The sequence below is a fragment of the Gordonia malaquae NBRC 108250 genome (genome assembly GCF_000344135.1).
Taxonomy (GTDB): domain Bacteria; phylum Actinomycetota; class Actinomycetes; order Mycobacteriales; family Mycobacteriaceae; genus Gordonia; species Gordonia malaquae.
The window spans coordinates 21,718-45,711 of record NZ_BAOP01000025.1; the positions used below are offsets into that span (position 1 = coordinate 21,718).

Annotated in this window: 23 protein-coding genes; 10 read left to right on the forward strand and 13 right to left on the reverse strand. The window is 68.2% G+C overall.

The genetic code is table 11. The features are described from left to right. Window positions 1-12 precede the first annotated feature (12 nt). Window positions 13-1,230: a CoA transferase gene (locus tag GM1_RS15630; protein ID WP_008380373.1), complete on the reverse strand. Its 1,218-nt coding sequence runs from the start codon at window positions 1,228-1,230 to the stop codon at window positions 13-15. Between the two features lie 106 nt (window positions 1,231-1,336). Between GM1_RS15630 and GM1_RS15635 the strand changes: the two genes are divergently transcribed. The 5 genes from GM1_RS15635 to GM1_RS15655 are packed head-to-tail and all read left to right on the forward strand — an operon-like array spanning window position 1,337 to window position 5,393. Beyond that, window positions 1,337-2,509 carry an acyl-CoA dehydrogenase family protein gene (locus GM1_RS15635; protein ID WP_008380374.1) on the forward strand — a complete coding sequence of 391 codons (1,173 nt, stop codon included), beginning with the start codon at window positions 1,337-1,339 and terminating at the stop codon, window positions 2,507-2,509. Next, window positions 2,506-3,279, forward strand: a complete 774-nt coding sequence (locus GM1_RS15640; RefSeq protein ID WP_008380376.1) for an HpcH/HpaI aldolase/citrate lyase family protein — start codon at window positions 2,506-2,508, stop codon at window positions 3,277-3,279. The genes GM1_RS15635 and GM1_RS15640 overlap by 4 nt, the downstream gene beginning before the upstream one ends. A gap of 23 nt (window positions 3,280-3,302) precedes the next feature. Continuing rightward, a complete protein-coding gene (fabG, locus tag GM1_RS15645; RefSeq protein ID WP_008380377.1) occupies window positions 3,303-4,046 on the forward strand; it encodes a 3-oxoacyl-ACP reductase FabG in 744 nt (247 codons plus the stop codon). Beyond that, a complete protein-coding gene (locus GM1_RS15650) occupies window positions 4,046-4,903 on the forward strand; it encodes an HTD2 family dehydratase (RefSeq protein WP_008380379.1) in 858 nt (285 codons plus the stop codon). The genes fabG and GM1_RS15650 overlap by 1 nt, the downstream gene beginning before the upstream one ends. A 34-nt stretch (window positions 4,904-4,937) precedes the next feature. Continuing rightward, window positions 4,938-5,393, forward strand: a complete 456-nt coding sequence (locus GM1_RS15655; protein ID WP_008380380.1) for a MaoC family dehydratase — start codon at window positions 4,938-4,940, stop codon at window positions 5,391-5,393. A gap of 99 nt (window positions 5,394-5,492) precedes the next feature. Here GM1_RS15655 and GM1_RS15660 read toward each other — a convergent pair whose 3' ends face one another. From GM1_RS15660 to GM1_RS15670, 3 genes are read right to left on the reverse strand one after another with little or no spacing between them, the layout of a single operon-like run. Then, the gene (locus GM1_RS15660; RefSeq protein WP_008380382.1) at window positions 5,493-6,179 is read right to left on the reverse strand and encodes a GntR family transcriptional regulator; all 687 of its coding nucleotides are present in this window, start codon (window positions 6,177-6,179) and stop codon (window positions 5,493-5,495) included. Window positions 6,180-6,226: 47 nt separating this feature from the next. Next, window positions 6,227-7,444 (reverse strand): acetyl-CoA C-acetyltransferase, encoded by a 1,218-nt coding sequence (locus tag GM1_RS15665; RefSeq protein WP_008380384.1) that lies wholly within the window; start codon window positions 7,442-7,444, stop codon window positions 6,227-6,229. A gap of 11 nt (window positions 7,445-7,455) precedes the next feature. Further along, entirely contained in the window at window positions 7,456-8,604 is a 1,149-nt protein-coding gene (locus GM1_RS15670) for an acyl-CoA dehydrogenase family protein (protein ID WP_008380386.1), read from the reverse strand. A 114-nt stretch (window positions 8,605-8,718) separates the two neighbouring features. Between GM1_RS15670 and GM1_RS15675 the strand changes: the two genes are divergently transcribed. From GM1_RS15675 to GM1_RS15685, 3 genes are read left to right on the forward strand one after another with little or no spacing between them, the layout of a single operon-like run. After that, window positions 8,719-9,561 carry an acyl-CoA thioesterase domain-containing protein gene (locus GM1_RS15675; RefSeq protein WP_008380387.1) on the forward strand — a complete coding sequence of 281 codons (843 nt, stop codon included), beginning with the start codon at window positions 8,719-8,721 and terminating at the stop codon, window positions 9,559-9,561. After that, entirely contained in the window at window positions 9,558-10,919 is a 1,362-nt protein-coding gene (locus GM1_RS15680) for an MFS transporter (protein WP_008380389.1), read from the forward strand. The genes GM1_RS15675 and GM1_RS15680 overlap by 4 nt, the downstream gene beginning before the upstream one ends. A 27-nt stretch (window positions 10,920-10,946) precedes the next feature. Continuing rightward, window positions 10,947-12,056: a DNA alkylation repair protein gene (locus GM1_RS15685; RefSeq protein ID WP_008380391.1), complete on the forward strand. Its 1,110-nt coding sequence runs from the start codon at window positions 10,947-10,949 to the stop codon at window positions 12,054-12,056. A 53-nt stretch (window positions 12,057-12,109) separates the two neighbouring features. On the opposite strand, the gene lysX is transcribed toward GM1_RS15685, so the two are convergent. Beyond that, window positions 12,110-15,490: a bifunctional lysylphosphatidylglycerol synthetase/lysine--tRNA ligase LysX gene (gene lysX, locus GM1_RS15690; protein ID WP_008380393.1), complete on the reverse strand. Its 3,381-nt coding sequence runs from the start codon at window positions 15,488-15,490 to the stop codon at window positions 12,110-12,112. A gap of 59 nt (window positions 15,491-15,549) precedes the next feature. Between lysX and GM1_RS15695 the strand changes: the two genes are divergently transcribed. Then, the gene (locus tag GM1_RS15695; RefSeq protein WP_008380395.1) at window positions 15,550-15,762 is read left to right on the forward strand and encodes an RNA-binding S4 domain-containing protein; all 213 of its coding nucleotides are present in this window, start codon (window positions 15,550-15,552) and stop codon (window positions 15,760-15,762) included. On the opposite strand, the gene GM1_RS22390 is transcribed toward GM1_RS15695, so the two are convergent. After that, on the reverse strand, window positions 15,737-15,886 hold the full coding sequence (locus GM1_RS22390) for a hypothetical protein (protein ID WP_157436087.1): 150 nt from the start codon (window positions 15,884-15,886) through the stop codon (window positions 15,737-15,739). The genes GM1_RS15695 and GM1_RS22390 overlap by 26 nt on opposite strands. Window positions 15,887-16,132: 246 nt before the next feature. Here GM1_RS22390 and GM1_RS15700 point away from each other — a divergent pair, with 246 nt between their 5' ends. Continuing rightward, entirely contained in the window at window positions 16,133-16,297 is a 165-nt protein-coding gene (locus GM1_RS15700; protein WP_157436089.1) for a hypothetical protein, read from the forward strand. Window positions 16,298-16,319: 22 nt separating this feature from the next. Here the strand turns inward: GM1_RS15700 and GM1_RS15705 are convergent, their stop codons facing one another. The 7 genes from GM1_RS15705 to GM1_RS15735 are packed head-to-tail and all read right to left on the reverse strand — an operon-like array spanning window position 16,320 to window position 23,908. Beyond that, window positions 16,320-17,261 (reverse strand): LLM class flavin-dependent oxidoreductase, encoded by a 942-nt coding sequence (locus GM1_RS15705; protein WP_008380399.1) that lies wholly within the window; start codon window positions 17,259-17,261, stop codon window positions 16,320-16,322. After that, complete coding sequence (locus GM1_RS15710) at window positions 17,258-18,376, reverse strand: peptidase M16 family protein (protein ID WP_008380401.1); 1,119 nt, start codon at window positions 18,374-18,376, stop codon at window positions 17,258-17,260. The genes GM1_RS15705 and GM1_RS15710 overlap by 4 nt, the downstream gene beginning before the upstream one ends. Beyond that, the gene (locus tag GM1_RS15715) at window positions 18,373-19,527 is read right to left on the reverse strand and encodes a M16 family metallopeptidase (RefSeq protein ID WP_169332794.1); all 1,155 of its coding nucleotides are present in this window, start codon (window positions 19,525-19,527) and stop codon (window positions 18,373-18,375) included. The genes GM1_RS15710 and GM1_RS15715 overlap by 4 nt, the downstream gene beginning before the upstream one ends. Beyond that, complete coding sequence (locus GM1_RS22630; protein WP_008380405.1) at window positions 19,524-20,486, reverse strand: T3SS effector HopA1 family protein; 963 nt, start codon at window positions 20,484-20,486, stop codon at window positions 19,524-19,526. Before GM1_RS22630 ends, GM1_RS15715 begins: the two co-directional genes overlap by 4 nt. Next, entirely contained in the window at window positions 20,476-21,525 is a 1,050-nt protein-coding gene (lxmK, locus tag GM1_RS15725) for a class V lanthionine synthetase subunit LxmK (protein WP_008380408.1), read from the reverse strand. The genes GM1_RS22630 and lxmK overlap by 11 nt, the downstream gene beginning before the upstream one ends. Beyond that, a complete protein-coding gene (locus GM1_RS21670; RefSeq protein ID WP_008380410.1) occupies window positions 21,522-22,916 on the reverse strand; it encodes a flavoprotein in 1,395 nt (464 codons plus the stop codon). The genes lxmK and GM1_RS21670 overlap by 4 nt, the downstream gene beginning before the upstream one ends. Further along, a complete protein-coding gene (locus GM1_RS15735) occupies window positions 22,913-23,908 on the reverse strand; it encodes a methyltransferase (RefSeq protein WP_008380412.1) in 996 nt (331 codons plus the stop codon). The genes GM1_RS21670 and GM1_RS15735 overlap by 4 nt, the downstream gene beginning before the upstream one ends. Window positions 23,909-23,994 lie beyond the last annotated feature (86 nt).

Sequence of the window (23,994 nt, forward strand, 5' to 3'; positions counted from 1 at the left end):
GGTGCCGAGTACTCAGACGATGACACCCGCAGCGCGGAGGCGGTCGAGTTCGGCGGTGTCGAGACCGAGGACGTCACCGAGCACCACTGCCGTGTCCGAGCCGAGAGCGACGGCGGGGACGCTGCCGGAGTACTCGCCGTCGAACCGCATGGGCGAACTCGACGAGATGACGTCGCCGATGCCCGGCTGGTCGACTCCGACGAGAACCGGGTCGATCCCGGCGTCGGCTTCGAAGTCGGCTGCGACGACCGACGCGGAGCGGTACGGTCCCCACAACACGCCCGCATCCGAGAGCGCAGTGTGCACGTCAACCGTCGAATGCTGCGCGAACCACGGGGTCAGGACCGCCTCGATGACGCCGCGATGTGCGTACCTGCCCTCATCGGTCGTGAAGTCGGCTTCGAGCGAGGCCGCCAAGGCGGCGAACACCTCGGTGGTGCCGGTCGCGATCCCGATCGACGCCCACTGCCTCGGGGTGAGCGCGACGATCATCACGCGGTCGCCGTCGGCGGTGGCGAAGTCGACACCGAAGCTGCCGTAGAGGTGATTTCCGTGGCGGGCACGGTCCCCGCGTTCGGCGGCTTCGGTGAACCAGCCGAGGTCGGCCACGGCGGCGGTCGCCGTGTCGGCGAGCGCGATCTCCACGTTGGCGCCATGCCCGGTCTTGTCCCGGCGACGCAGCGCGGCGAGCACCGCCGTCGCCACCTGCTGACCGCACAGGAAGTCCCAACCGGGCAGCACGTGGTTCGTCGGCGCGTCCGTGTACGCGGGGCCGGTCATGTCGGCGACGCCTGCGGCGCCGTTCACCGTGTAATCGACGGCCGGTCGGCCGTCGGCACGCCCCTGCACGCGGACCGCGATCACATCCTCCCGGCGGGCGGCGAGCGCCTCATAGGAGAACCACGGGCGGCCGACAGCGTTGTCGATGACGATGCCCGCGTCGGTGCCGGGAGCGGTGGCGAGGCCGAGCAGCAGGTCGCGCCCCACGTCGCTGCGGACGTCGAGCATCACTGATCGTTTCCCACGATTGAGGGAGTTCCAGTAGAGGCTCTCACCGGTCCTATCGGACAACGGCCACCGTTTGACGTCGGCGTTGCCGCCCATCGGGTCGACTCGAATCACCTCTGCGCCCATCTGGGCGAGGGCCTTGCCTGCACTCGGCCCTGCGACGAACGACGCGAATTCGATGATGCGCACGCCGCTGAGCGGGAGTGTGGTCGGTGTGGGCATGTGTACGTCTCCTCGGTCGGGCTATAGCGTTCGTTCCTTAGATTGTATATTATGCGTAGCATCTCGAGTTGTACATCATCACACGCCGATGCCAAGGGAGGCATTCATGTCACAAGTCAGTTCTGAGGACTTCGCGCAGATCAAGGACGCCGTCCACGAGTTCATTCGTACCCGCGTGGTGCCGCGTGAGCGCGAGATCGCCGACACCGACGCCATCCCCGACGACATCCGGCAGGCAGCGAAGGACATCGGCCTCTTCGGCTACGCGATCCCGCAGGAGTGGGGCGGCCTCGGGCTCGACCTCACGCAGGACGTCGAACTCGCGATGGAGTTCGGCTACACGGCACTTGCGCTGCGGTCGATGTTCGGCACCAACAACGGCATCGCAGGCCAGGTACTGGTGAACTTCGGCACCGACGAGCAGAAGGGCCAGTGGCTCGAAGGCATCGCGTCGGGCGACGTCGTCGCATCGTTCGCACTCACCGAGCCGGGCGCGGGCTCCAACCCGGCGGGCCTGCGAACCAAGGCAGTGCAGCAGGACGACGGGGACTGGGTGATCGACGGAGCCAAGTGCTTCATCACCAACGCCGCACTGTCGAACCTCTTGGTCACGTTCGCGCGAGTCCGTCCGGCCGACGAGAACGGCCCCGGCATCGGCGCCTTCCTCATCCCCACCGACACACCCGGCGTCACCGTCGCCGAGCATGACGAGAAGATGGGCCAGCAGGGCGCGTGGACATCGGACGTCCACTACGACGGCGTCCGTGTCCCCGCCTCAGCGCTCGTCGGCGGCGACGTCGACTCCGGCTACAAGGCCGCCATGACATCCCTCGCGCGGGGTCGCGTGCACATCGCCGCGCTGTCCGTCGGGTCCGCGCAGCGCGCACTCGACGAGTCTCTCCGGCACGCCGCCGTCACCACCCAGGGGGGCACTCCCATCGGCGACTTCCAGCTGGTCCAAGCCCACCTGGCCGACATGCAGACCGGGATCATGGCCGGACGCGCACTGGTCCGCGACGCCGCCGCGAAGTACGTGTCGGGCGAGGACCGGCGCATCTCGCCGTCGGTCGCGAAGGTGTTCTGCACCGAGATGGTCGGTCAGGTGGCCGACAAGGCCGTCCAGATCCACGGCGGCAGCGGCTACATGCGCGAAATGACGGTCGAGCGCATCTACCGGGACGTCCGCCTCCTGCGGCTGTACGAGGGCACCAGCGAGATCCAGCGGCTCATCATCGGAGGCGGCCTCGTGCGCCAGGCCAAGAAGGCGGCCAAGGGATGAGCGCCGCCACCGCCTCGACACTGCTGTTCGTCCCCGGCGACCGCCCCGACCGGTTCGACAAGGCCGCCGCGGCAGGCGCGGATCTGGTGGTCCTCGACTTGGAGGACGCGGTGTCGGCGGACGCCAAGGACGCCGCCAGGGCGAACGTGGCCGCTTGGGCCGCCCACCGCCCGTGCGCGGTGCGCATCAACTCCGCCGACACTCGATGGTTCCGTGCCGACCTCGACGCCCTCTCCGCGAAAGACGTCACGATCATGATCCCCAAGGCCGAGGACCCCGCGGTGCTGGCGGGCATCGGCGGCAACGTGATCGCCTTGATCGAGACCGCGCGCGGCGTTCTCAACGCCCCCGCCATCGCCTCCGTGCCCGGCGTGGTTCGACTCGCAGTGGGCACGTTCGACCTGGCCGCCGAACTGGGCGTCGACCCCACGGACACCGAGGCGCTGCTCCCCACGCGCGGCGCGCTGGTCCTCGCCTCTGCCGCGGCGGGTCTGCCCGGACCGATCGACGGGGTCACCGCGGCGATCGACGAGCCTGATCGGATCATTGCCGACACCACGTACGCACGGCGTCTCGGTTTCGCCGGAAAGCTGTGCATTCATCCGCGTCAACTGCGGCCTGCCGCAGCGGCGCTGCGCCCGACTGAGGCTCAGATCGGTTGGGCACGTCGCATCGTCGAGGCCTCGAGCGGCGCTGTCGCCCAGGTCGACGGCGAGATGGTCGACAAACCCGTCGTCGATCGCGCACACGCCATCCTCGCCCGAATCTGACCCTGACTAGAAAGAAGCCAACAATGTCTGCACTGCTCCAAGGAAAGACCGCCGTCATCACCGGTGCCGCACAGGGCATCGGACTCGCGATCGCCGAGAAGTTCGTCGCCGAGGGCGCCCGCGTGGTGCTGGGTGACTTGAACGGCGAGCAGGTCGCCGCCGCTGCCGCCACTCTCGGAGACGAGTCCGTCGCCCGCGGCGTCGCCTGCAACGTGACCTCCGGCGACGACGTGCAAGCACTGCTCGACGCCGCGATCGAGGCGTTCGGCGCCGTCGACGTGATGATCAACAACGCGGGCATCACTCGCGACGCGACCATGCGGAAGATGACCGAAGACCAGTTCGACCAGGTCATCGACGTGCACCTCAAGGGAGTGTGGCACGGCACGCGTCTGGCTGCGGCCCACATGCGCGAGCGCAAGACCGGCTCGATCATCAACCTCTCGTCCATCTCCGGCAAGGTCGGCCTGGCAGGCCAGACCAACTACTCCGCCGCCAAGGCAGGCATCGTCGGACTCTCGAAGGCTGCGGCCAAAGAGGTGGGCTACCTCGGTGTGCGCGTGAACTGCATCCAGCCGGGACTGATCCGCACCGCGATGACCGAAGCGATGCCGCAGAAGATCTGGGACGCCAAGATGGCTGAGATCCCGATGGACCGCGCGGGCGAGCCGAGCGAGATCGCCGGCGTCGCGGTCTTCCTCGCATCGGACCTGTCGTCGTACATGACGGGCACCGTTCTGGAAGTGACCGGCGGACGGTACATGTGATGACCGACTGGGAACCGCACACGGTCGTCACCGACGAATACATCGACCCGGCGCCGGTCACTGCGCTGGCGACCCTGTTCGACGACGGCCTTCCGGGACCGGCGGTCGGCGACGAACTCCCGCCTCTGTGGCATTGGGTCGCACTCCCCCGGTGGGCGGCGTCGTCACAGATCAGTGTGGACGGACACCCGTTCCGCGGGTCGTTCCTCCCGCCGGTCGACCTGCCGCGACGCATGTTCGCAGGCGGACGTGTCGAGTTCCTCGCACCCCTTCGCGTCGGCGATCTGACACGGCGCGAGTCGCGAGTCGACTCCGTCGTCGAGAAGAACGGACGCAGCGGAAAGCTGGTTGTCGTGACAGTGGTGACCACGCTCCACACGCCAGCGGGCGAGCCCGCCGTGGTCGAGACGCAGAACCTCATCTACCGCGAAGGCGCCGCCGTCTCGGGCGACGTCCCGTCACCGGCGCCCGCAGCGGCATTGGTTCCCGCCGGAGCTCCGTTCGTCGCCCGCGACGACGCCGGGTTCGACTTCCGGACCGACCCGACGCTGCTCATGCGATTCTCCGCGGCCACCGCGAACGCGCACCGCATCCATTACGACTGGCCGTATGTGACCGGCGTCGAGGGCTACCCCGGCCTGGTCGTCCACGGTCCGTTGATGTCCCTCGCGCTCGCCGAGACCCATCGTCTGTCCGGCGGACGTCCGGTCGCCGCGATCGATCACCGCAACTCGGCCCCGCTCTTCTGCGGACAGGAGGCCTGGCTGCGCCCCTCCGACGACGGTGCCTCGATCGCGCTCATCGGCCCCCGTGGCCTCGACGCCGGCCCCCACACCAGCATCGACCTGACCTTCTGACCCCTCGACCAGATACCCGTGAATCGAGATGACTATGACACGTACTTTCACAAGCCTCGACGAGGTCCGCGCGGCGATCGGCGAGCCCATCGGGCCTAGCGCCCCGATCATCGTCGATCAGAAGCGAATCGATCTGTTCGCCGAGGCTAGCGGCGATCACCAGTGGATCCACGTCGACCCGCAGCGAGCGAAGGACGGCCCGTACGGGACCACTATCGCGCACGGTTACCTGACCCTCTCGCTGCTGCCGCTGTTCGGGGCCGACCTCATCGCATTCGACTTCGGTTCGGCGCGAATCAACTACGGCGCCAACAAGGTCCGCTTCCCCGCGCCCGTCCCGTCCGGCTCCGCGCTGACCGCGACCGTTGAGCTCGTCGACGTGGCATCCAAGCCGGGTTCGTCGACGGTCACCGCCCGATACACGGTCATTGTCGACGGCGCCACGAAGCCGTCATGCATCGCCGAGACCCTGGTGACGATCGTCGACTGAGCCTCCCGTCAAGGACGCCGCTGGGCCGAGATCGCCGAAACCCGGGCATCAGAACGGGGGCGTCTCGACTGCGCTCGACGGGCTGAGGGGCTGACGGCGTCAGGCCTCGTCCCACATGCCTTGTTGTTCAAGGAAGGCTACGAGTTCGTCCGCGCCGGACATGATGTGGTCCTGCATGACCGCAGCGGCGGTGTCGCCGTCGCGGGCATGGAGGGCCGCGAGGATCTTCGGGTGCGCCTCCAAAGAGTCCTCGTCATGCCCCTCGATGTCGTGATAGAAGCGGTTCGGGAGTTGCTTCACGAGGCTTCCGAGCATCAACGTCATGCGCGGCGAGTCGGCCGACAGGTTCACCAAACGATGGAATTGATGGCCGAGTTCGACGACAGTGTCGCTGTCGTCGCGTTCGGCTGCTCGCATGTACTCGGCGAGCAACTCATCGAGTTCGGCGAGCTTCTCCTCCGAGATCTCCTGCGCGGCACGGCGGGCCAGTTCACCGGCGAGCGACGCTTGGATCCAGAACATGTCGCGCACGTCACGGCGAGTCACCTCGGCCACCACGAATCCGCGACGGGGAACAAGCTTCACGAACCCGTCGCCCGCCACCATGTGCAGCCCTTCGCGGACCGGGGTGTTGCTGACGCCGATGGCCTCGGCGAGATGCTCGGTCCGCAGGAACGTGCCCGGCTTCACCTGGCCCGACAGGATCAGCTCGCGCACGTAAACGGCGACGTCCTCCGAAAGCTGCTGCTTCCGGACGCCCGCGGCTCCCCGCACCGATGCCGTCATCGCCCGCACCCTTCTCCTCGTGTCTGATACGAGAGTCTATGCACGGGCTACGCGGATTCGACTGTCGCGGCCAGTCCCTGCCCGCCGCCGATGCACATCGTCACCAGGCCCGAGCCGCCACCGCGGCGCTTCAACTCGTGCAGGAGCGTCGTAGTCATCCGTACGCCGGTGGCGCCGATCGGGTGGCCGAGAGAGATTCCCGAGCCGTTGACGTTGAGCTTGTCGTGATCGCGCCAGCCCCAGCCCTCGAGGACTGCGAGGACCTGCACCGCGAACGCCTCGTTGACCTCGACCAGGTCGAGGGAGTCGAGGAGTTCGACAGGAGTCTTCCCGGTCCGTGCGGCGAGCTTCTGCACGGCAGGGACGGGCCCGAATCCCATGCGATCGGGTTCGCATCCGGCGGCCGCCCAGCCGGTGATGAAACCGATCGGTTCCAGACCGAGCTCGTCGAGCTTGTCCTCGGCGACGATGAGGCAGGCCGCCGCGGCGTCGTTCTGCTGGCTGGCGTTGCCCGCGGTCACGGTGCCGCCGGGGACCACGGTGCGCAGCTTGCCGAGCGACTCGACGGTCGACGACGCACGAATGCCCTCGTCCTTGGCGAAGACGACCGGGTCGCCTTTTCGCTGCGGCACTGACACCGGGACCACCTCGTCGTCGAACTTGCCCGCGTCCCATGCCGCAGCGGCCCGCTGGTGACTGCGGACGGCGAACTCATCGGCGGCCTCACGGGTCAGACCGAAGTCCTTCGCCAGGTTCTCGGCGGTCTCGATCATGCCGGAGATCTTGCCGAATCGGCTCTCGGGCTGCGACCGTTCACGCCCGCGGTCGAGGCGGTCGTAGAGGACGCTGTTGCCGGCACGCTTACCCCACCGGTTGGTGGTCGTGTAGTACTCGATGCGGCTCATCGACTCGATGCCGCCCGCGAGGACGACGTCCGCTCCGCCGGTCTGGACCATCATGGCCGAGGTGATCAGAGCCTGTAGTCCGCCGCCGCAGCGACGGTCGAGCTGCATGCCGGGGACGCTCACCGGGAGGCCGGCGTTCAGTGCCAGCCACCGGCCGACACACGGGACCTCCGAGCTGGCGTACGACTGCGCGAACACCACGTCGTCGATGCGCTCCGGGTCGACGCCCGACCGATCCACGGCGGCGTTGACGATGCCGGCGCCAAGGTCTTCGACTGCCACGTCGCGGAGGGATCCGCCGAATGTTCCGACCGGGGTGCGGAGAGGCGCGACGATCGCCGCGCGCTTGAGAGAGGTCATGTCCGTGGTCCTCAGATCTTGTTGCGGGCGATCATCTGCGCGGCGATCACATTGCGCTGGATCTCGTTGGTGCCTTCGCCGACGATCATCAGCGGAGCGTCGCGGAAGTAGCGCTCCACGTCGTACTCCTTGGAGTAGCCGTAGCCGCCGTGGACGCGGATCGAGTCGAGTGCGATCTGCATCGCGGTCTCCGACGCGAACAGCTTCGCCATACCGGCCTCCATGTCGGCGCGCTCGCCGCGGTCGAGCTTCTCGGCGGCGTCGACGGTCAGCAGCCGGGCGGCGGCCTGCTTGGTCGCCATGTCGGCGATGAGATTCCCGACGCTCTGGTGCTTCCAGATCGGCTTGCCGAACGATTCGCGTTCCTGCGAGTACTTCACGGCGGCGTCGAGAGCGGCCTGGCCGACGCCGAGCGCGCGCGAGGCCACCTGGATGCGGCCCACTTCGAGGCCGCGCATCATGTGGCCCCAGCCCTCGTTGGGCTCGCCGCCGAGGACTGCCTCGGCCGGGACCTTGAAGTTGTCGAACACGAGCTCACAGGCTTCGACGCCGCGGTAGCCGAGCTTGGGGAGCTTCTTGGACACGAGGAACCCGTCGCCCGGCTCCACCAAGATCACACTCATGCCCTTGTGGGCGGGCGACGCGTCGCGGTCGGTGATGCACAGCAGCCCGAACAGGCCCGAGTGCGCCGCGTTCGAGATCCACGTCTTCGAGCCGTTGAGCGTGAAGCCGTCCTCGCCGGGCGCCGCGTAGGTGCGCATGCCCTGCAGATCGGAACCGCCGCCCGGCTCGGTGAGCGCCATCGTCGCGCGGATCGTTCCGTCGGCCATCTTCGGCAGGTACTTCGACTTCTGCTCGTCGGTCCCGAACGTGCGGATCAGGTAGCTGATCACCGAGTGACCGCCGACGGCGCCCGCGAGGCTCATCCAGCCGCGAGCCAGCTCTTCGGTGACGCGGGCGAAGCACGCGGTGCTGACGTCGACGCCGCCGTACTCGGCGGGCACGAGGAGACCGAAGAAGCCGAGCTTCTTCATCTCCTCGATGAACTCCTCCGGGTAGACGTCGGGTTCGTCGAACTCGCGGACTCGGCCGCGCACGCGCTGGTCGATGAAGTCGGCGACCAGGTCCACCATGTCTTGTTCGTCTGCGGTCAGTGCCATCACGCGTGTCCTTCCATCAGGGAGCGTCGTTGTTACGCATAATATACAATTCCTAGCACGGCGCGACTCAGTCCACCAGACCCGATCTCGACCCGATCCCGAGGAGGCTCCACCATGGCCGCTCGCTCTGCGTTCTTCACCTCTGCCGATGACACGAACTCACACACCCGATTCACCCCGGGAGCACGAGCGGCGAGCGGCTGGGGAGCTGACCACATGCGCGGGATGGCCGTCAGCGGAGCGCTCGCCCGTACAGCTGAGCGTGCCGTCGAACACCGTGGACGGACCGACCTCATCCCGGTCCGATGGTCGATCGATCTCTTCCGTCCGACTCGCATGCAGGACATCGACGTGACAGCGACGATCGTCCGCGAAGGACGTCGATTCTGCCTCGTCGACGTCGTCGCCGAACAGAACGGATCCGCCACCGCACGCGGCACCGCGGCGTTCGCCGCTCCCAGCGAGTCGACCAGCCGAGTCTGGCCGGCCGACGACGCCGTCGCACCGCCCGACTCCGACGGTGACGACCAACCCGGCGACGTCGAACGGTTCTACTGGGACGAAGGCCGGGGGTGGCTGACACCAGGAACGTCACCGTACACATCCGCGCGCAAAGCCGTGTGGCACTTCCCAATCCCGATCGTCGACGGCGAACCGCCGAGCCCGTTCAGCGTCACGGCGGCAGTCGCCGACGTCGTCAACGCGATCGCCTCGGTCGGTCCCGACGGACTCGCATTCATCAACACGGACGCGACCGTTCATCTGTCACGGAGACCGTCGGCAGGCTCGGTCGGCCTCGCGATGACCACCCGCACGGAGCACGCCGGTCTGTCCGCCGCGACAGCGGTCGTGTTCGATCGCCACGGCGCGTTCGGGCAGGTCGCCGCGAGCGGCTTGGCCACCCAACCCATCGCTCTGCTGCACCACCCGTTCCCCGCCGAAGGCGACGTCCGATGATCGCGCCGACATCTCCCCGGCTGCTTCCGACGCTGATCTACGCGGCCATGACGACCTCCATCGTCAGTTCGCTCGGCATGCTCCTCGTCCCTTCGATCGCCGACGACATGGGCGTTTCCGTGGGCTCCGCGCAGTGGATGCTCACGGTGAACCTTCTGGTCGGGGCGGTGTCGACTCCCATCGTCGGCCGTCTCAGCGACGGTCACCACACCCGACGCATCCTGTTGATCGCCCTCGGCCTCATCCTGCTCGGATCGATCGTCTGTGCACTCGCCCCGACGTTCAACCTCTTCCTCGTCGGCCGAGCACTGCAGGGCCTGTCGTACGCGACGGTCCCGGTGACCATCGTGCTGGCCCGACGGCACCTACGCCCGGAGCAGGTGGACTCAGCGATCTCCACTCTGTCGGTCACCGTCGCCACGGGCCTCGGTGTCGGGTACCCGCTGACCGGAGTGCTCGCCAGCCTCCTTGATTACCGCGCGGCGTTCTGGTTCGCGGCGGTGTTCGTCGCCAGCGCTCTGCTCATCGTCTGGCAATCGGTTCCCTCGACGACGAACGAGGGCCCTCGGAGACAGTTCGACTTCATCGGCGCCGCCCTTCTCGGCGTCGGGCTGGCGACTCTCCTCACCGGTGTCAGTCAGGGCTCCTCATGGGGCTGGACCGCAGAGGGAACCATCGGGATGTTCGTCGCGTCCGCGGCCGCCCTCACCGGCTGGGCCACCGTCGAAGTGCGCAGTCCCGACCCGCTGATCGACCTGCGCGTCATCCGCACGCCCGAGGTGCTGCTGGCGAACGCGACGGCCATCGGTCTCGGCGCCACCCTGTACATGAGCCTGTCGATCGCCAGCATCATCGCTCAAGCGCCTGCCGCCACGGGCTACGGAATCGGACTGGCTCTCTTCTGGGCGGGATTCGTGATGCTGCCGCTGTCGGCGGGCAGTCTGATCGGCAATCGCCTGGTGCGGCGGCTCGGAGCGGCGCGGATGACCGCGATGCTGCCGTCAGGCGCGTCCCTGATGGCCGCCGCGGCAGTGATGTTGTGGCTCACCAGCGACCTGCTCTGGCAGGTTCTCCTCGGAATGGCGTTGTTCGGCATCGGCATGGGTGCCGCGTACGCCGCCATGCCTGCCCTGGTCGCGCGCAATGTCGCAACAACCCAGGTCGGAAGCGCGGTCAGTTTCAACCAGGTGCTCCGCACCGTCGGCGGCGCCATCGGCAGCGCGGTCGCCGGCGCAGTCCTCGTCGCGCATCCCGGCCCCGAAGGAATCGACGTCGCACTCGGGGTGGCGGCAGTCGGCGGGACCGTCGTGTTCGTCACCCTCCTCGCCAATCAGATTCGGACCCGACGGACTCGGTGACCGCGCTCAACCGGCACACTCGACACCATGCCCACAGCTGACGAACTCCTCGGACCATCCGTCGCTCACGAACTGCACGACGTGTTCCGCACGGCGGCGCCCGGTGTCGACTTCTCCACCGTGTCGGCCGCTGCCGAGCAGTTCGACGGCCTCGCTCTAGGAGCGCGGTCCGGACTGCTGCGCGACGCCCTGTTGGACTCCGTCGGAGGCGACTACCCGGCGCTGGCATCGGTCGTCTCCGACGCGGTCCGCGACCCGCGCCTGACCGGCTGGATGGTGTGGCCGGTGACCAGCGCCGTCGCCGATCGTGCCGTGGCAGATGGCCGCACTGCGTCGTTCGACGACGCGATGGCAATGCTCGCCACCCTCACCAGCCGCCTGACCTCGGAGTTCGCGATCCGCGCTCTACTCCGACACGACCTGGCGCGTGGCTTGGCGATCGCGCAGGAATGGACGTCGTCGACCGACGAACACATCCGACGTCTCGCATCCGAGGGGACTCGCCCGTATCTGCCGTGGGGAACGCGGATACCCGGCGTGATCACCGACCCCGCATCGGCCGTTCCGATCCTCGACGCCCTCTACCGAGATCCGAGCGACTACGTCCGCCGCTCGGTCGCCAACCATCTCAACGACATCAGTCGCCACGCGCCCGAGTTGGTCGTCGAGACTGCGCAGCGATGGCTGGGCGACCCCGACGACACCACCCCGGCCACCGTCCGCCACGCGCTGCGCACCCTGGTGAAGCGCGGAGATCCCGCGGCCCTCGCGCTTCTCGGCTACGGAGCGGTCAGCGTAGAGGTCGGCGGCGTCCACCTCTCCCACGAGACGGTCGCAATCGGCGAGAGCATCGGCTTCACCGCCACCGTCACCAACACCGGCGACGACGCTCGACTCGCGATCGATTACGTGGTGCACCACCGCAAGGCCAACGGAACCCAGACCGAGAAGGTGTTCAAGCTGAACGCCGCGTCCCTCGCGGCTGGCGAGAGCCTGACCGTCGACCGCCGCCACTCGTTCAAGGTGATCACCACCCGCCGCTACCACCCCGGACCGCACGCCATCGAACTTCAGATCAACGGGCAACGTTTCGGCCGCGCCGACTTCGACCTCGTCGCCGACGCCCCTGCTCCTTGAGCACCCATTCGTCTCGCTTCGCTCGCTCGGGACCCGTGCAGCCAGCTCTCCCCTTATTGCGGTTTGGCGAGGGGGAAGGCGAGGGATTCGCGGATCGACGTGCCCGTGATCATCATGACGACGCGGTCGACGCCCACACCGAGGCCGCCGGTCGGCGGCATGGCGTATTCGAGCGCGGTGAGGAAGTCGTCGTCGATCTCCATCGCTTCGGCGTCGCCGCGCGCCGCCTTCACCGACTGCTCGGTGAGACGCCTGCGCTGTTCCACAGGATCGGTGAGCTCGGTGTACGCGGTGCCGAGTTCAACGCCCCACGCGACGAGATCCCATCGCTCCGCGACGCCGTCGACACTGCGATGCGCCCTGGTGAGCGGCGATGTGGACGTCGGGAAGTCGATGTAGAACGTCGGGAACTCGGTCCGTTCCTCAACCAGATGCTCGTACATCTCCAAGACGATGTGCCCCGCGTCCCAGTCCGGACGCAACGCGATGTCGAGACCGCGGCATAGTTCGGCGAGTTCCGCGATGTCGGTCTGCGCAGTGATCTCGACACCGACCGCCTCCGACACCGCACCGTGAACCGTTTTCACCGGCCACTGCACCGAGACGTCGACCGCGTCGACGACACCGTCCTCGCCGGTCCGGTATATCACCGGGCTGCCGTGCGCGGCCGTCGCGGCGGCGACGATCATGTCCCGGGTCAACGTCATCATCGACAGGTAGTCGTGATGGGCGGCGTACGCTTCGAGGCTGGTGAACTCCGGGTTGTGCGAGAAGTCGACGCCCTCGTTGCGGAAGTTGCGTCCCAGTTCGAAGACCTTCTCGATACCCCCGACGCACAATCGTTTGAGGTAGAGCTCGGGGGCGATCCGCAGGTAGAGATCCAGATCGTAGGCGTTGATGTGGGTACGGAACGGAGTGGCGTTGGCGCCGCCGTGCACCCGTTGAAGGATAGGCGTCTCCACTTCGAGGAACCCCGCGCCGGACAGATGATCACGCAGCGCCTTCACCACCACGGACCGGGTGACGAGCAGGCTCCGGGCGTGGGGGTCGACGGCGAGATCGAGGTACCGCTGACGCACCTTCGCCTCGGGATCGGTGAGGCCGCTCCATTTGTCCGGCAACGGGTGCAGGCACTTGCCGTTGAGACGCCACGAGTCGACGATCAACGACAGCTCGCCCTTGCGGCTGGCTCCGATGACACCGGATGCGCCGATCAGGTCCCCGAGATCCAGGGTGGACGCGAAGTCGGGGCCGTCGACGTTCGCCGGTTCGACGAGGAGTTGGATCTCCCCGGACGAATCGTGCACACGAGCGAACACCACGCTGCCGAAGTCCCTCAGCCGGGTGACTCGTCCTGCGACCGACACCCGAGTTCCGGTCGTCTCGGCCACCGCGGCGGCGACGGTGTGCGACGGCGGCTGCGCCACCGGATACGGGTCCACTCCCTGGTCGGCGAGTTGATCGAGTTTCGCCAGGCGCACCCGGACCTGTTCGGGCCGCACGACCACCGGCGTCGCAGCAGCCGCTGCGCAGCGCCGCAGATCCGCGATGAGCTCGTCGACCTCGACGCCTGCGGGCACCGACGGCTCGCCCATCGTGTATTGGCGATCGCGCCATTTCCGGCCGGGCAGTTGGACGAAGCCCTCCGCCGTGACGGCGGCGAGTCCGGCCCGGGGAATCGACAGGCCGTCCTCGTAACAGAGGTACCGCGGAACCCACGTCGGACGATACTTCGCATTCGACTTGTACAGGGACTCCATCTGGAAGAACCGCGAGAAGAACGTGAGAACGCCGTGCGACGCCTTCATCACCGGTCCGGCGCCGATCTGGTCGCCCTTCTCGAAGAAGTCGCGGAACGCGGCGAAGTTCAACGAGATCCGCGTGACGCCGACGCTCTCGGCGTTGCGCGCCAACTCCGACACCATCGTCTCGACGACGCCGTTCGGACCGTTCCGGTCGCGTCGCATCAGGTCCAACGACACACCTGTGCGGCCCCACGGGACGAACGACAGCATGCCGATCACCCGCTCGTCCGGCGTCCCCTCCCTCTCGACGGCCTCGACGAGCAGGCACTCACCGTCGTCGGGGTCGCCAACACGGCTCAACGCCATGGCGAAGCCGCGTTCGGACTCGGTGTCGCGCCACTCGTCGGCGCGCCGCACCACCTCACCGATCTCCGGCCAGTCGAGATCCTTCATACGGCGCATTCGGACGGTCACACCGGCGCGCTTGGCCCGCGACACGGCGTTCCGCACATTCTTCATGTCGGGACCGGACAGCGAGTAGTCGGCGACGTACAGGATGGCCTCGTCGCCGATGTTGAGGGCGGTCAGGCCGGCTTCCTCGTACGCCCTGGCTCCGACGGTGCTCGCGCCGAGAACTGCGGGATGCCAGCCGTACTTCTCGGCGAGAGCCATGTACTCGGCGATCGCTTCCGGCCACGAGTCGGGATCACCGATGGGATCGCCGCCTGCAACCGCCGTCGACAGCTCGACGCGGTAGGTGATGGCCGCTCGGCCGTCCGCCGAGAAGACGACGGCCTTGTCGCGACGTGTGGAGAAGTAGCCGAGTGAATCGTCCTCGCCGTAGGTCTCCAGCAGTGCCCGGATGACACGTTCGTCGGTGGCCGTCATCAGTGATGCGAGGCGTTGCGAGCGGAACAGCACAACGGCGGCTGCGATCAACGCGAGCGCACCGAACAGACCGAGCAGCCAGTTGACTGTCCAGTTGCTGTGGTGATCACCGAGGCGGCGCATCTCCAACGTCGAGAACGCGACGACGTGGTTGAACGCATACGGCAGCCGCTCGTGGCTCTGCAGCGTCCCCGGCGCGATCGAGACCAGTCCCCATCCGGCGACCGTGCCGACCGCCAGGCCCGTCACGAGCACCCCCAACGAGGCCAGGATCGCGCCGCGTCGAACCCGCGTCGTGAACTGACGGTACGCCGCGATCAAGACGCCCAGCGCGAGCAGATCGATGCACATCCCGATCAGCGACGGCACCCATTCGTCATGCCAGCGACGGTCGGAGCGGCCGATCAGCACCACCAGGAAGTTGGCCGTCGCGTACAGCGTGAGAAACGCGACGGTGATCCACCACGCGATCCGCTTGCGCTGTCCGAGCGACACCGCCATCAGACCGAGCGCGACGGTCCAGGCCAGGCTGGCGCCCGGCATCGGAAAGACGTATCCGTCGAGGAATGTCCGCGGAACCTGCAGCACATGGTGCAGCGGGGGAATCACCGCCGACAGCAGGGACACGATCGCGAAGAAGCCGAGGACCGCGCCTGCACGTTGTGGGACGGTGTGCCCGAAACCGCTTGGATGCGAGATGCGACCGACAGAGGCGACCGCTCGCCGTGCCGCAGACGCTTGGCGCGCCGCCTCTCGGGAGGACAGGTCGGCCGGGTTTCTGGCGGTGCGGCTGTCGGTCATAGCGCTGACGGTAGTCCTGCCGACGAGCCGCCGCTCACGGCGCGGGGCACAATGGTCCCGTGGATGAAATCGAGATCCGGGACGACTCGATCCGATTGGGTCAGTTCCTCAAACTTGCCAGCCTCATCGAGACGGGCGCGGACGCGAAGATCGTGATCGGCGACGGTCTCGTGTCGGTGAACGGCGAGGTGGAGACTCGCCGCGGCCGTCAGTTGACGGCGGGCGACGTCGTCGAGATCGGCGGGATCAGCGTCCGACTCGCAACGCCATGAGCTCCGCCGTGGTAGCGAGACGTTCGCTGCCCTCGGTGAGTGCGCTGGCGTTGCGGCGACGTCCGGACAGGTTGCGAACGAAGTCGATGAAGGACGGGCGGCGTCGCTGACGGCTCGACTGCATTGGTGTCTCCTCCCCGAGACATGGAACTTACCTACATCTCGATCATCGTCGCGGGGCCGCACTTCTGTTAGCGAGCGGCCCCTGAAAGAGGTCGATTTCACAGTTTGCGACGGCCGCGGCGAGTAGTCGTCCCCGGATCGTCACCGAATGTTCACCGTCCGAACCGGAATGTGCGGTTGCGCTCAATGTTGGGAAAACACAACAATTGAGTAGGTAATGACCGATCGATTCCTCTTGGAGGCACCCATGAAGGTTCCCGTCGTCGCTGGACTACTCGCAGCCGTAATCTTCGCGATCGTCGCGATCATCCTGGCCGTGCAGTCGCAGCTCGCTCTCGCCGCGGTGTTCGGCGTCCTGGTGCTCGCCGCCCTCGGCACGATCCCTGTCGCCACCCGCTCCGAGCAGAAGTAGGGCCTCCGCCTGGACATCACACCTAGCCCTCGTCGAGGATCGCCTCGAGGTCGGTGAGGGCGGCGGCAGGCCCCTCGGTGAGGTAGACCCCGCCGACGTTCACCGCCAGCTCGTCGATCCCGGCGTCACGGTAGGCCCGCAGACCCGCGGCGATCTCCGACGCCGTCCCCGTGAGAACGACGTTGTGGTCGAGCAGCGCCTGCGAGCCGGCCGCCGGGTCACTCGCGTCGACGGGAACGCCCGCGGCGTTGAGCATCCCCACATAGTGCGGAAGTGACAGATGCGCCCCGACCACGGCTTGCACGGTCTGCGTCAGGTCGCGACCCGGCCGTGCCACCGCGCAGTGCACAACCGCCGAGACCGACGGCCTGCGCTCGGCGGGTGCGTTGTCCGCCATGATCGGCATGATCGTGTCCTTCAGATAGTCCAGCGGCGTGAGCCACGTGACCGCGACGTCCGCGAACTCCCCTGCGACCGCCGCCATTCGACTCCCCAGAACCCCGACCCCGATGCGCACCGGGGGTGCGTCCACGGGTGCGAGCACGGCCGGTCCACCGGGGCCGCCGAAGTCGTAGCCGCCGCCGTCCAGCAGTCCCCGCATCGCGGCGAGATAGTCGCGGGTGGCCTGCAACGGTGACCGGTAGTCCACTCCGATGCTGTCGCGGAACATCGTCGCCGCAGGTCCGACCCCGGCAATGAAGTCGTGTCCGGAGACCAGCGCGGTCGATCGAGCGGCGGCCGCCGCCAGGTAGGGATGCCGGAGTGGCATCAACTCGACGCCCGACCCGAACGGCAGTCCGTATCCGAGTCCGGACAGGTACGCGAAGACGTCCTGGGTCTCGATCGCGAGGGACTGGCCGCACCAGAGACGCGCCGCGGAATGCTCACGCGCCACCCGCGCGAACAGGATCGCCGACCCGGTGTCGGCGGGCTGGAGGGGAAGGAACACGGAGTGTGCGGTCATCGAGTCCTCGAATCGTCGAACGTGGAAGGGGACGCCACGCCTCGTCCGGACAACACAGCTGCCCAGGTGCGTGACGAGAGTGAATGTGCGTGTCGGCGGACGTCGTCCGCGTCCACCCGGGACGCCGCGGCCGGTGCGCCGACGGCCAGGTCTGCGGGGAGCCCGTTCACCACGAACGACAGCAGGGCGTCCGCGAGGCCGGGTGTGGTCGACGCCGCGACAGCGAACGCCCCCGAGACGTGCCCTCGCGCGGCGTCCATCAGACCTGGAGCGCTGAGACGTCGAGGTGCGTCGTCGAAGAACGCCGCGACCTCGTCGAGGATCAGCTCAGCCCCGCCCTCGCGCATCCCGACGCTGACTTGAATGAGCTGGCGTCCTCCGTGGAAGCGCAGCGCGGCGTCAACGCTGTAACTGGCACCGAGCTGCCGCCCGAGTCGGTCGGCGAGTGCAGCACCGGCGAATCCGGCGACCGCCGCGACCAGCACCGAGTTCGTCATCGACGTGGTCGGCGCAGGCGGCAGCAGGTGCGTGACGGTGAGTGCCTGCGCGCTCTCGGCGGCGCACGTCAGCGGTGTCGGCGTGGGCGTCAGCCCGACGACAGATCGACGCTCGGGGGCGGGGACGTCGCGCCCCAGAGCTGCGATCCGGGCCCTGTCCGAACCCGAGAGTCGGGGCGCGACCACGATCACCTCGCGTCTCGACTCCACGACGACCCGCCGAGCGGGGCGATCGCCGCACGTCGGCGCCGAGGAGAAGACGAGTCGCCCGTGGGCCAGATCCGCGACGGACCTGCAGGCTGAGACCGGCTCTCCGCCGTCCGGCGCATCGGCTGCTTCGAGGTCTGCGAGGCCGGCGTCGAGTTGTTCGGCCGCGCAGACGATGTCGGCGGCGGGCGCGGTGCAGGTCGCGATGACCGAGCCGTCGCGCCGAGCGAGACCGACCAGAAACCCGCGCGTCGACAGCTCTGTGAAGCGGGAACCGGATGCGACGGCGGTCAGCGCGGCGTCGACGTTCACGCCCTCCGGCAGATGGACCACGATGTGCACCACACCGAGATCGTCCCCCGGCCCGATCGCGGCGATGACATGTCGATCGACGTCGACGTGTCGGGTCATCGGAACGCCCCGAGCAAGTCACTCGCGGCTGCGGCGACGGCGTTCTCGTCCACCCGGGCGAGCGCACTCGCCAAATGGTCTTCCCGACCCGGGCTGCCTGCCAGAAGCAGACCTCGGGCGGACGAACGGGCCCGAGCAACAGGCACCTGGTGCGCTCCGCCGTGCAGGAGTCTGGCGCGCATACGCGCACGGTCGAGCATCGACGCCCCGCCGACTCCGTCCACGACGGCGGTCAACGCGGAGACCAACCCGTCGCGAGCCCCGGCGCGGTCGGCCGCGGCGGAACGGACGGCTACGATGTCGGGTGCGTCTGCGGTGAACGGACCGTGCCGGCCGACCGTGGTCGCCAGCCGATGCTCGGCGAGCATGAGGCCGAGAACCATGTGCGCCGCGGTCTCCGTCACGCCTTCCGGAGCCAGGACGGATGCGGCCACGACCTCACCACCGGTGATTCTGCGTGAGGTCAGCGCCGCTCGTCGCGGCGCCTCGGCCACCGTCTGCCTATCCGCTCCACCATCGGGGAGATCGGCGAATGCCGTGAGCACTCGGGCGGCGAGGATGTCGGCGGGCCCCGGGCCCACCACCCCGATCACGGTCCCGCCCGCGCCGTAGTGCCGCGCATGGAACGCCCCGACGGACGCCGCATCGAGGGAGTCGAACCCGTCGCCGCTGCCGAAGCCGTCGCGGGTGAGTTCCGGGGAGAGCCCGTGGGCCTGGAGTTGATCGGTCCACGCGGGGTCGGGAGAGCTGTGACCAGCGGCGACGGTGTCGATCTCATGGCGGACGACGTCTCTTTCACGGGCCAGGTCCGCGTCGTCGAATCGTGGACGCGCCACCCGTTCGGCTTCCAACCGCAGGACGTCGTCGATCGACGATGCGGGTGCAGCGCAGAAGAACTCGGTGGTGTCGGGAAGCGTGTTGGCGCCGTACATCCCGCCGACAGCAGCGAGGGCCCGTGCGTGCGTCGTTTTCCCCAGTCCGCCGTGATACATCGTGTGCTCGGTCAGATGTGCGAGCCCGTCCGCACCGACCGGGTCGGATCGGTACCCGACGCCGACACACACCGAGATCGCGACGGAGCCGACGTCTCTCGATTCGGCGACCACGCGCAGCCCGCCGTGTCCGGATCGGACCACTCGATCGCGTGTCACACCGGTATCCCGACACCCGCGACCGCGGGTGAACCGAGATTCCGCGCCAGGGACGACGGGTCGATGCCGGCGCCGAGCAGCTCTCCGACAACCCGCGCCCGGCGGTCGTCGTGGGAATCGCCCGCGAGCGCCGCCGACACCAGCGCATGACCGATCACGCGGCTCCGGTGCTGCCCGAAACTGAGTCCCGCGCGGTCTGGCCTCGGGTCGCGCGGTTCGAACGCCACCCCGATCCCCGGTGCCGCTCGATGCACGTAGTACGACGTCTCGCCGGACGCCACGCCCGATGCGTCGAGCTCGCGGATCAGGCGGGGGAGGCCGCCCCACCCGGTGGAGTCGAGGTACACGACGAGTCCGTCGGTGCGCGGGTAGTGCGCCGGGTTCGACAGCACCTTCGCCTGCCAACCGCACGACGCCGGACCGAGGTGATCGAGCAGCAGTGACCACGCGCGGACTCCCGCCTCCTCATCGGCCAGCCCGATGTACAGCCGGAGCAACGGACCAGACAGCGGCCGCGCACCCGGCGTCACTCTGACCAGGAAGAACCCTGGGGACAACGCTGGTCGAGACGCGGAGGTCCGCAACGTCTCGACACCGCGGTCGGTGACGATCGACGCCAGTTGATCGACGCTCAGCGCTACCCGCACGCCCGCGATGAGGGCGACTCCCCCGGTGTCCGTCCGTTCGACGACGTCGACGCGATGGCTTGTCGTGACGTCGGCCGCCGGCTCCGCGAGACGCCGCTCGAAGCCGAAGTCTCGGAGATGGGAGAAGTCGTCGTCCACGTCGTCGGTGATCTTCCGGGCGTGGAAGCGCTCATAGAGAGCCCCTGCCATCCGGCCCTCCAACTCGCGTGCGCTTGCGGCTTCGAGCACAGTTCCGCCGACGTCGGCCCGACACCCGTCCGAGTCGACGGTCACGGCGTCGAGCACTGCTTCGCATCCGGGATCAATGTGCATGCGCCGACTCCGACAGCAGGTCGAGGAACTCCGACGGTTGGACGAGGATCGTGCGGCCGATGCCTGCGGCGCCGCGGGTCACCGCATCGATCAGATTGGCGCGTTCGGACATCACCAGCATCCGGTCGAGCATGTGCCAGCCTGCGAACCGCATGATCCGTTCGCCGGTCTGCACATCCACCTCGCCGCCGTGCTCTCGGTACGCCGCCATGAACCCGGCGATCAGCGGCCGCTGTTCCTCCACTGCCGCCGACCCCTCGGCGAGGATGTCTGCGTGTCCGACCACCGCGCCGTACGGCAGATGCTCCGCAAGACGACCGGGGATCCCGATCACCGCCGTGTACAGCAGTTCACCGACGACCGCACCGAGGTCGCGAGCAGGATCGCCGATGCGGACGTCCTCGAAGTCGGTGAGAAGCACATCGTCGTCGTTGATCAAGAACTGATCGAGGCGCAGGTCCCCGTGCACGACGACGGTGCGGTAGTCCTCCCGGTGCTCCACGCGACGCAGGGTCGCGATCGCCTCGACGATCTCCGGATCGCCTTGCATCAGCCGCCACATCTCGAGTTCGGCTCCGGTCGCTCCGAGGAACATCTCCAGTGGCATCGCGTCGAAGAGCAGGTCCGGCGGCATCGCGCAACGGTGACGGCCGATGCCGACCGGTTCGACGGCGTGCAGTTGCGACACCAGTGCACCCATCGTCGCCGTGTGTCCAGGCGTGAGTCGATTCTCGCGCGCCGCCAGAGTGGCCGTCTCCACGCCCTCGATGTACTCGTACACCGCGATGCCTAGTTCGGCGTCGTCGAGAATCAGGGTAGGGCGCTTCGGCACTGTGCTCCCGGTCGCCTCGAACGCGTGGTTACGGTTGAAGCGTTCACCGCCGGGGTCACGTTGGAACCACTTCACGAACAATCGCTGCCCGGTGGTGGCGAGCCCGTGGAAGTTCTTGTTGCGGCCGAGGCTGGTCTCGACGGCGCCGTCGAAGGCGCCGAGCCCCAGCGCGGAGAGTCGTTCGTCGACGGCGGCGAGGTCCCTCATCGGGCGTCTCCGTTCTCCAGTAGGTAGCGGATCATCCGGTGGTAGCGGTCGAACTCCGTCGTCGACCAGCCGACGTACACGATGTAGTCGTGCAGGTGCAGGGCGATGCGGACTGCGGCGAGCTCAGCCACCGACGTTCGTGAGGACCCGCCGTAGCCGGCCAGGAACGCATCGACGTGAGCGGTCCATCCGGCGTCGGCGCCGTCGAAGGTGAGTCCGTACTCGACGAGCTCCCCGATCACCCACAGCAGATCGGTGTCGGCCGGCGCCACGGCGACGTCTTCGCCGGTCAGCAGCAACGGGCGTTCGCCAGAGAGCACAACCGAGCCGAGTGTCGGAGCACCGTGGCAGAGCACGGGTGGGGCGTCGAGCAGGGCCTCGACGACGGTCCGCAGCCTCGCCGCAACCTCGCCGGGCAGCACGTCCAGTCGTTCGCGCGCCACCCTGGCGGTCGGCGCGAGCTCCCGCCCGTCGAGCCAGGTGACGAGGCGGTCGATGCCTCTCGTGAATCCGCGGGTGATGTTGTCGGGGATCGAGACGCCGTGCAGCTCGCGCAGCGAGGCGCCGACCGCTTCGAGGACGGTGGGGTCGACGGCGCTCGGACCATCGTCGGTCAGCGCGCCCGCCACGCTTCGGGGCGCGGGAGCCGCGTAGACGCGGCCGTCCCCGACGGGCGACCCGAGGAGCAGACCGTCAAGCACGAACCGACTCACCGCCACGAGTTCCGGCGACGAGTGGGCGGTGAACGGCGCGGGCGCCGCGACGCCGGGAGTCCGCGTCCACGTCCAGCCGATGTCGGCGGCCTCGATCTCCGTGCGCAACAGGCCTGTCTGCAGCACGGTCCGCCCTGCCCGCTCCGGGGCTGGTTCGACCAGCGCGACGGCTGCGGTGAAGTCGCCCGGCGCCCACGAGGTGAGTGCTGGATCGTGTTTGCTCACGCCGGGCACCGGCGACAGGACGGTCGCGGTGCCACGCTGCTCGATCGTCGTCCATGACCGGACCAGGCTCGGCGAGGTCAGTCCGCCCGGCGGCAGGCCCGGTGCGACGACGACCGGCGCGGTGGTGAGAGCGATCGTCAGTAGTGACGGTCGGTCGGCACGGTCGGACGCCAGGTCGGCGAGGTAGTTCTGAGACGCCGGGTACACGATCACACCGTCCGCCCAGCCGGCGTACTCCACATGCACCGGCCTGTCGTCGACCGCGTCCCACGCGTCGACGAGCACCTCGTCGACGACTGTCGACGTGAGACTCGCCGGGGTGACAAAACGCCGTGCCCCCACGGTGACCAGCACTCTCACCCGACAATCGGGGCGGTGCATCGCGATCCAGTTGATCCAGTACGGCACGTGGGCGGCGGTCGCCGAACCGGTCACGACCAGCAGCAGCCTCACGGCGCGACGAACTCGATGACCGACCTGGCGGGAGTCTCGGCGAGGACGGTGCCGTCGACGAATCCTGCTCGCCGGCCGAGTTCGAGGAGCTCTGCCGTCTCGCGAACGGGCACCGTGACCATCGCGCGGTAGTACAGCTCTTCGCGGGCCGACCCGGCACGCAGTGTGACCTCGCTGAGGATGAATCGAGCTCCGTCGCGGTGCGCCGCTTCCCGGCAGCGCCGCAGCAGTGCAATCGCCTGCTCGTCGGCCCAATCGGCGAGCACCGCGGACATGACGAACACGTCGCCTCGAGGGGCGATCTCGTCGAAGTACGACTGATCGACGACGCTGACACGGTCGGCGTTGTGTCCGCGCGCGTTGAGCCGGGCGCTGGCCTCGGCGACGAGTCCCCGGTCGAGGAGGACACCGACGGCCTCGGGCACCGCGTCGAGAATCCGGTTCAGCAGTTGCCCTCCACCGCCACCGATCTCGACGACAACTGCGGCGCCGGACCAGTCGACGGCGTTGATGAGGACGTCTTCGTCGTACTCGGCGGTGCCGCGGGCGAGTTCCGCTTCGATTGTCGGCAGATTCGCGCGGTCCCGGCTGAGCGCGGTCCAGAAGTCCTCGCCGAACAGGCCGAGGGCGGACACCCGCCCGGTCTCGAGTGTGTGGTCGAGGGCGACGAGAGACTTGGTGGCGAATCCGAGCATGCCGGTCAGCGACAGTCCGTCCTCCGCGGTGGCGAGGATCGTGCCGATCTCGGTGGGTGCGGGCGTTGTGGGGTCGCCGTCGAGGATGCCGATCTCCCCGAGGAACCGGACGAGGGTGTCGAGGACCTCGACGTCGAGTCCACGGTCGGCGGCGATCTCGGCGACCGTCTGGCCTGCGGCGAGACCGCTGACGACACGATGGGTGGCCGCGGCCCGGATGGCGATGGGCGTGATGATGTCCGACATCGCGAGCAGCTTGCTCACTGCGTCGGGCCGAACGGCCGTCTCTGTCGTCATGTCGATCTCGTCCTTTCGATGGTTGAGTACGATCACGGTCGTGTGCGGGGGCGGCGTGGCTCCGCCCCCGCACACTCCGATCAGGT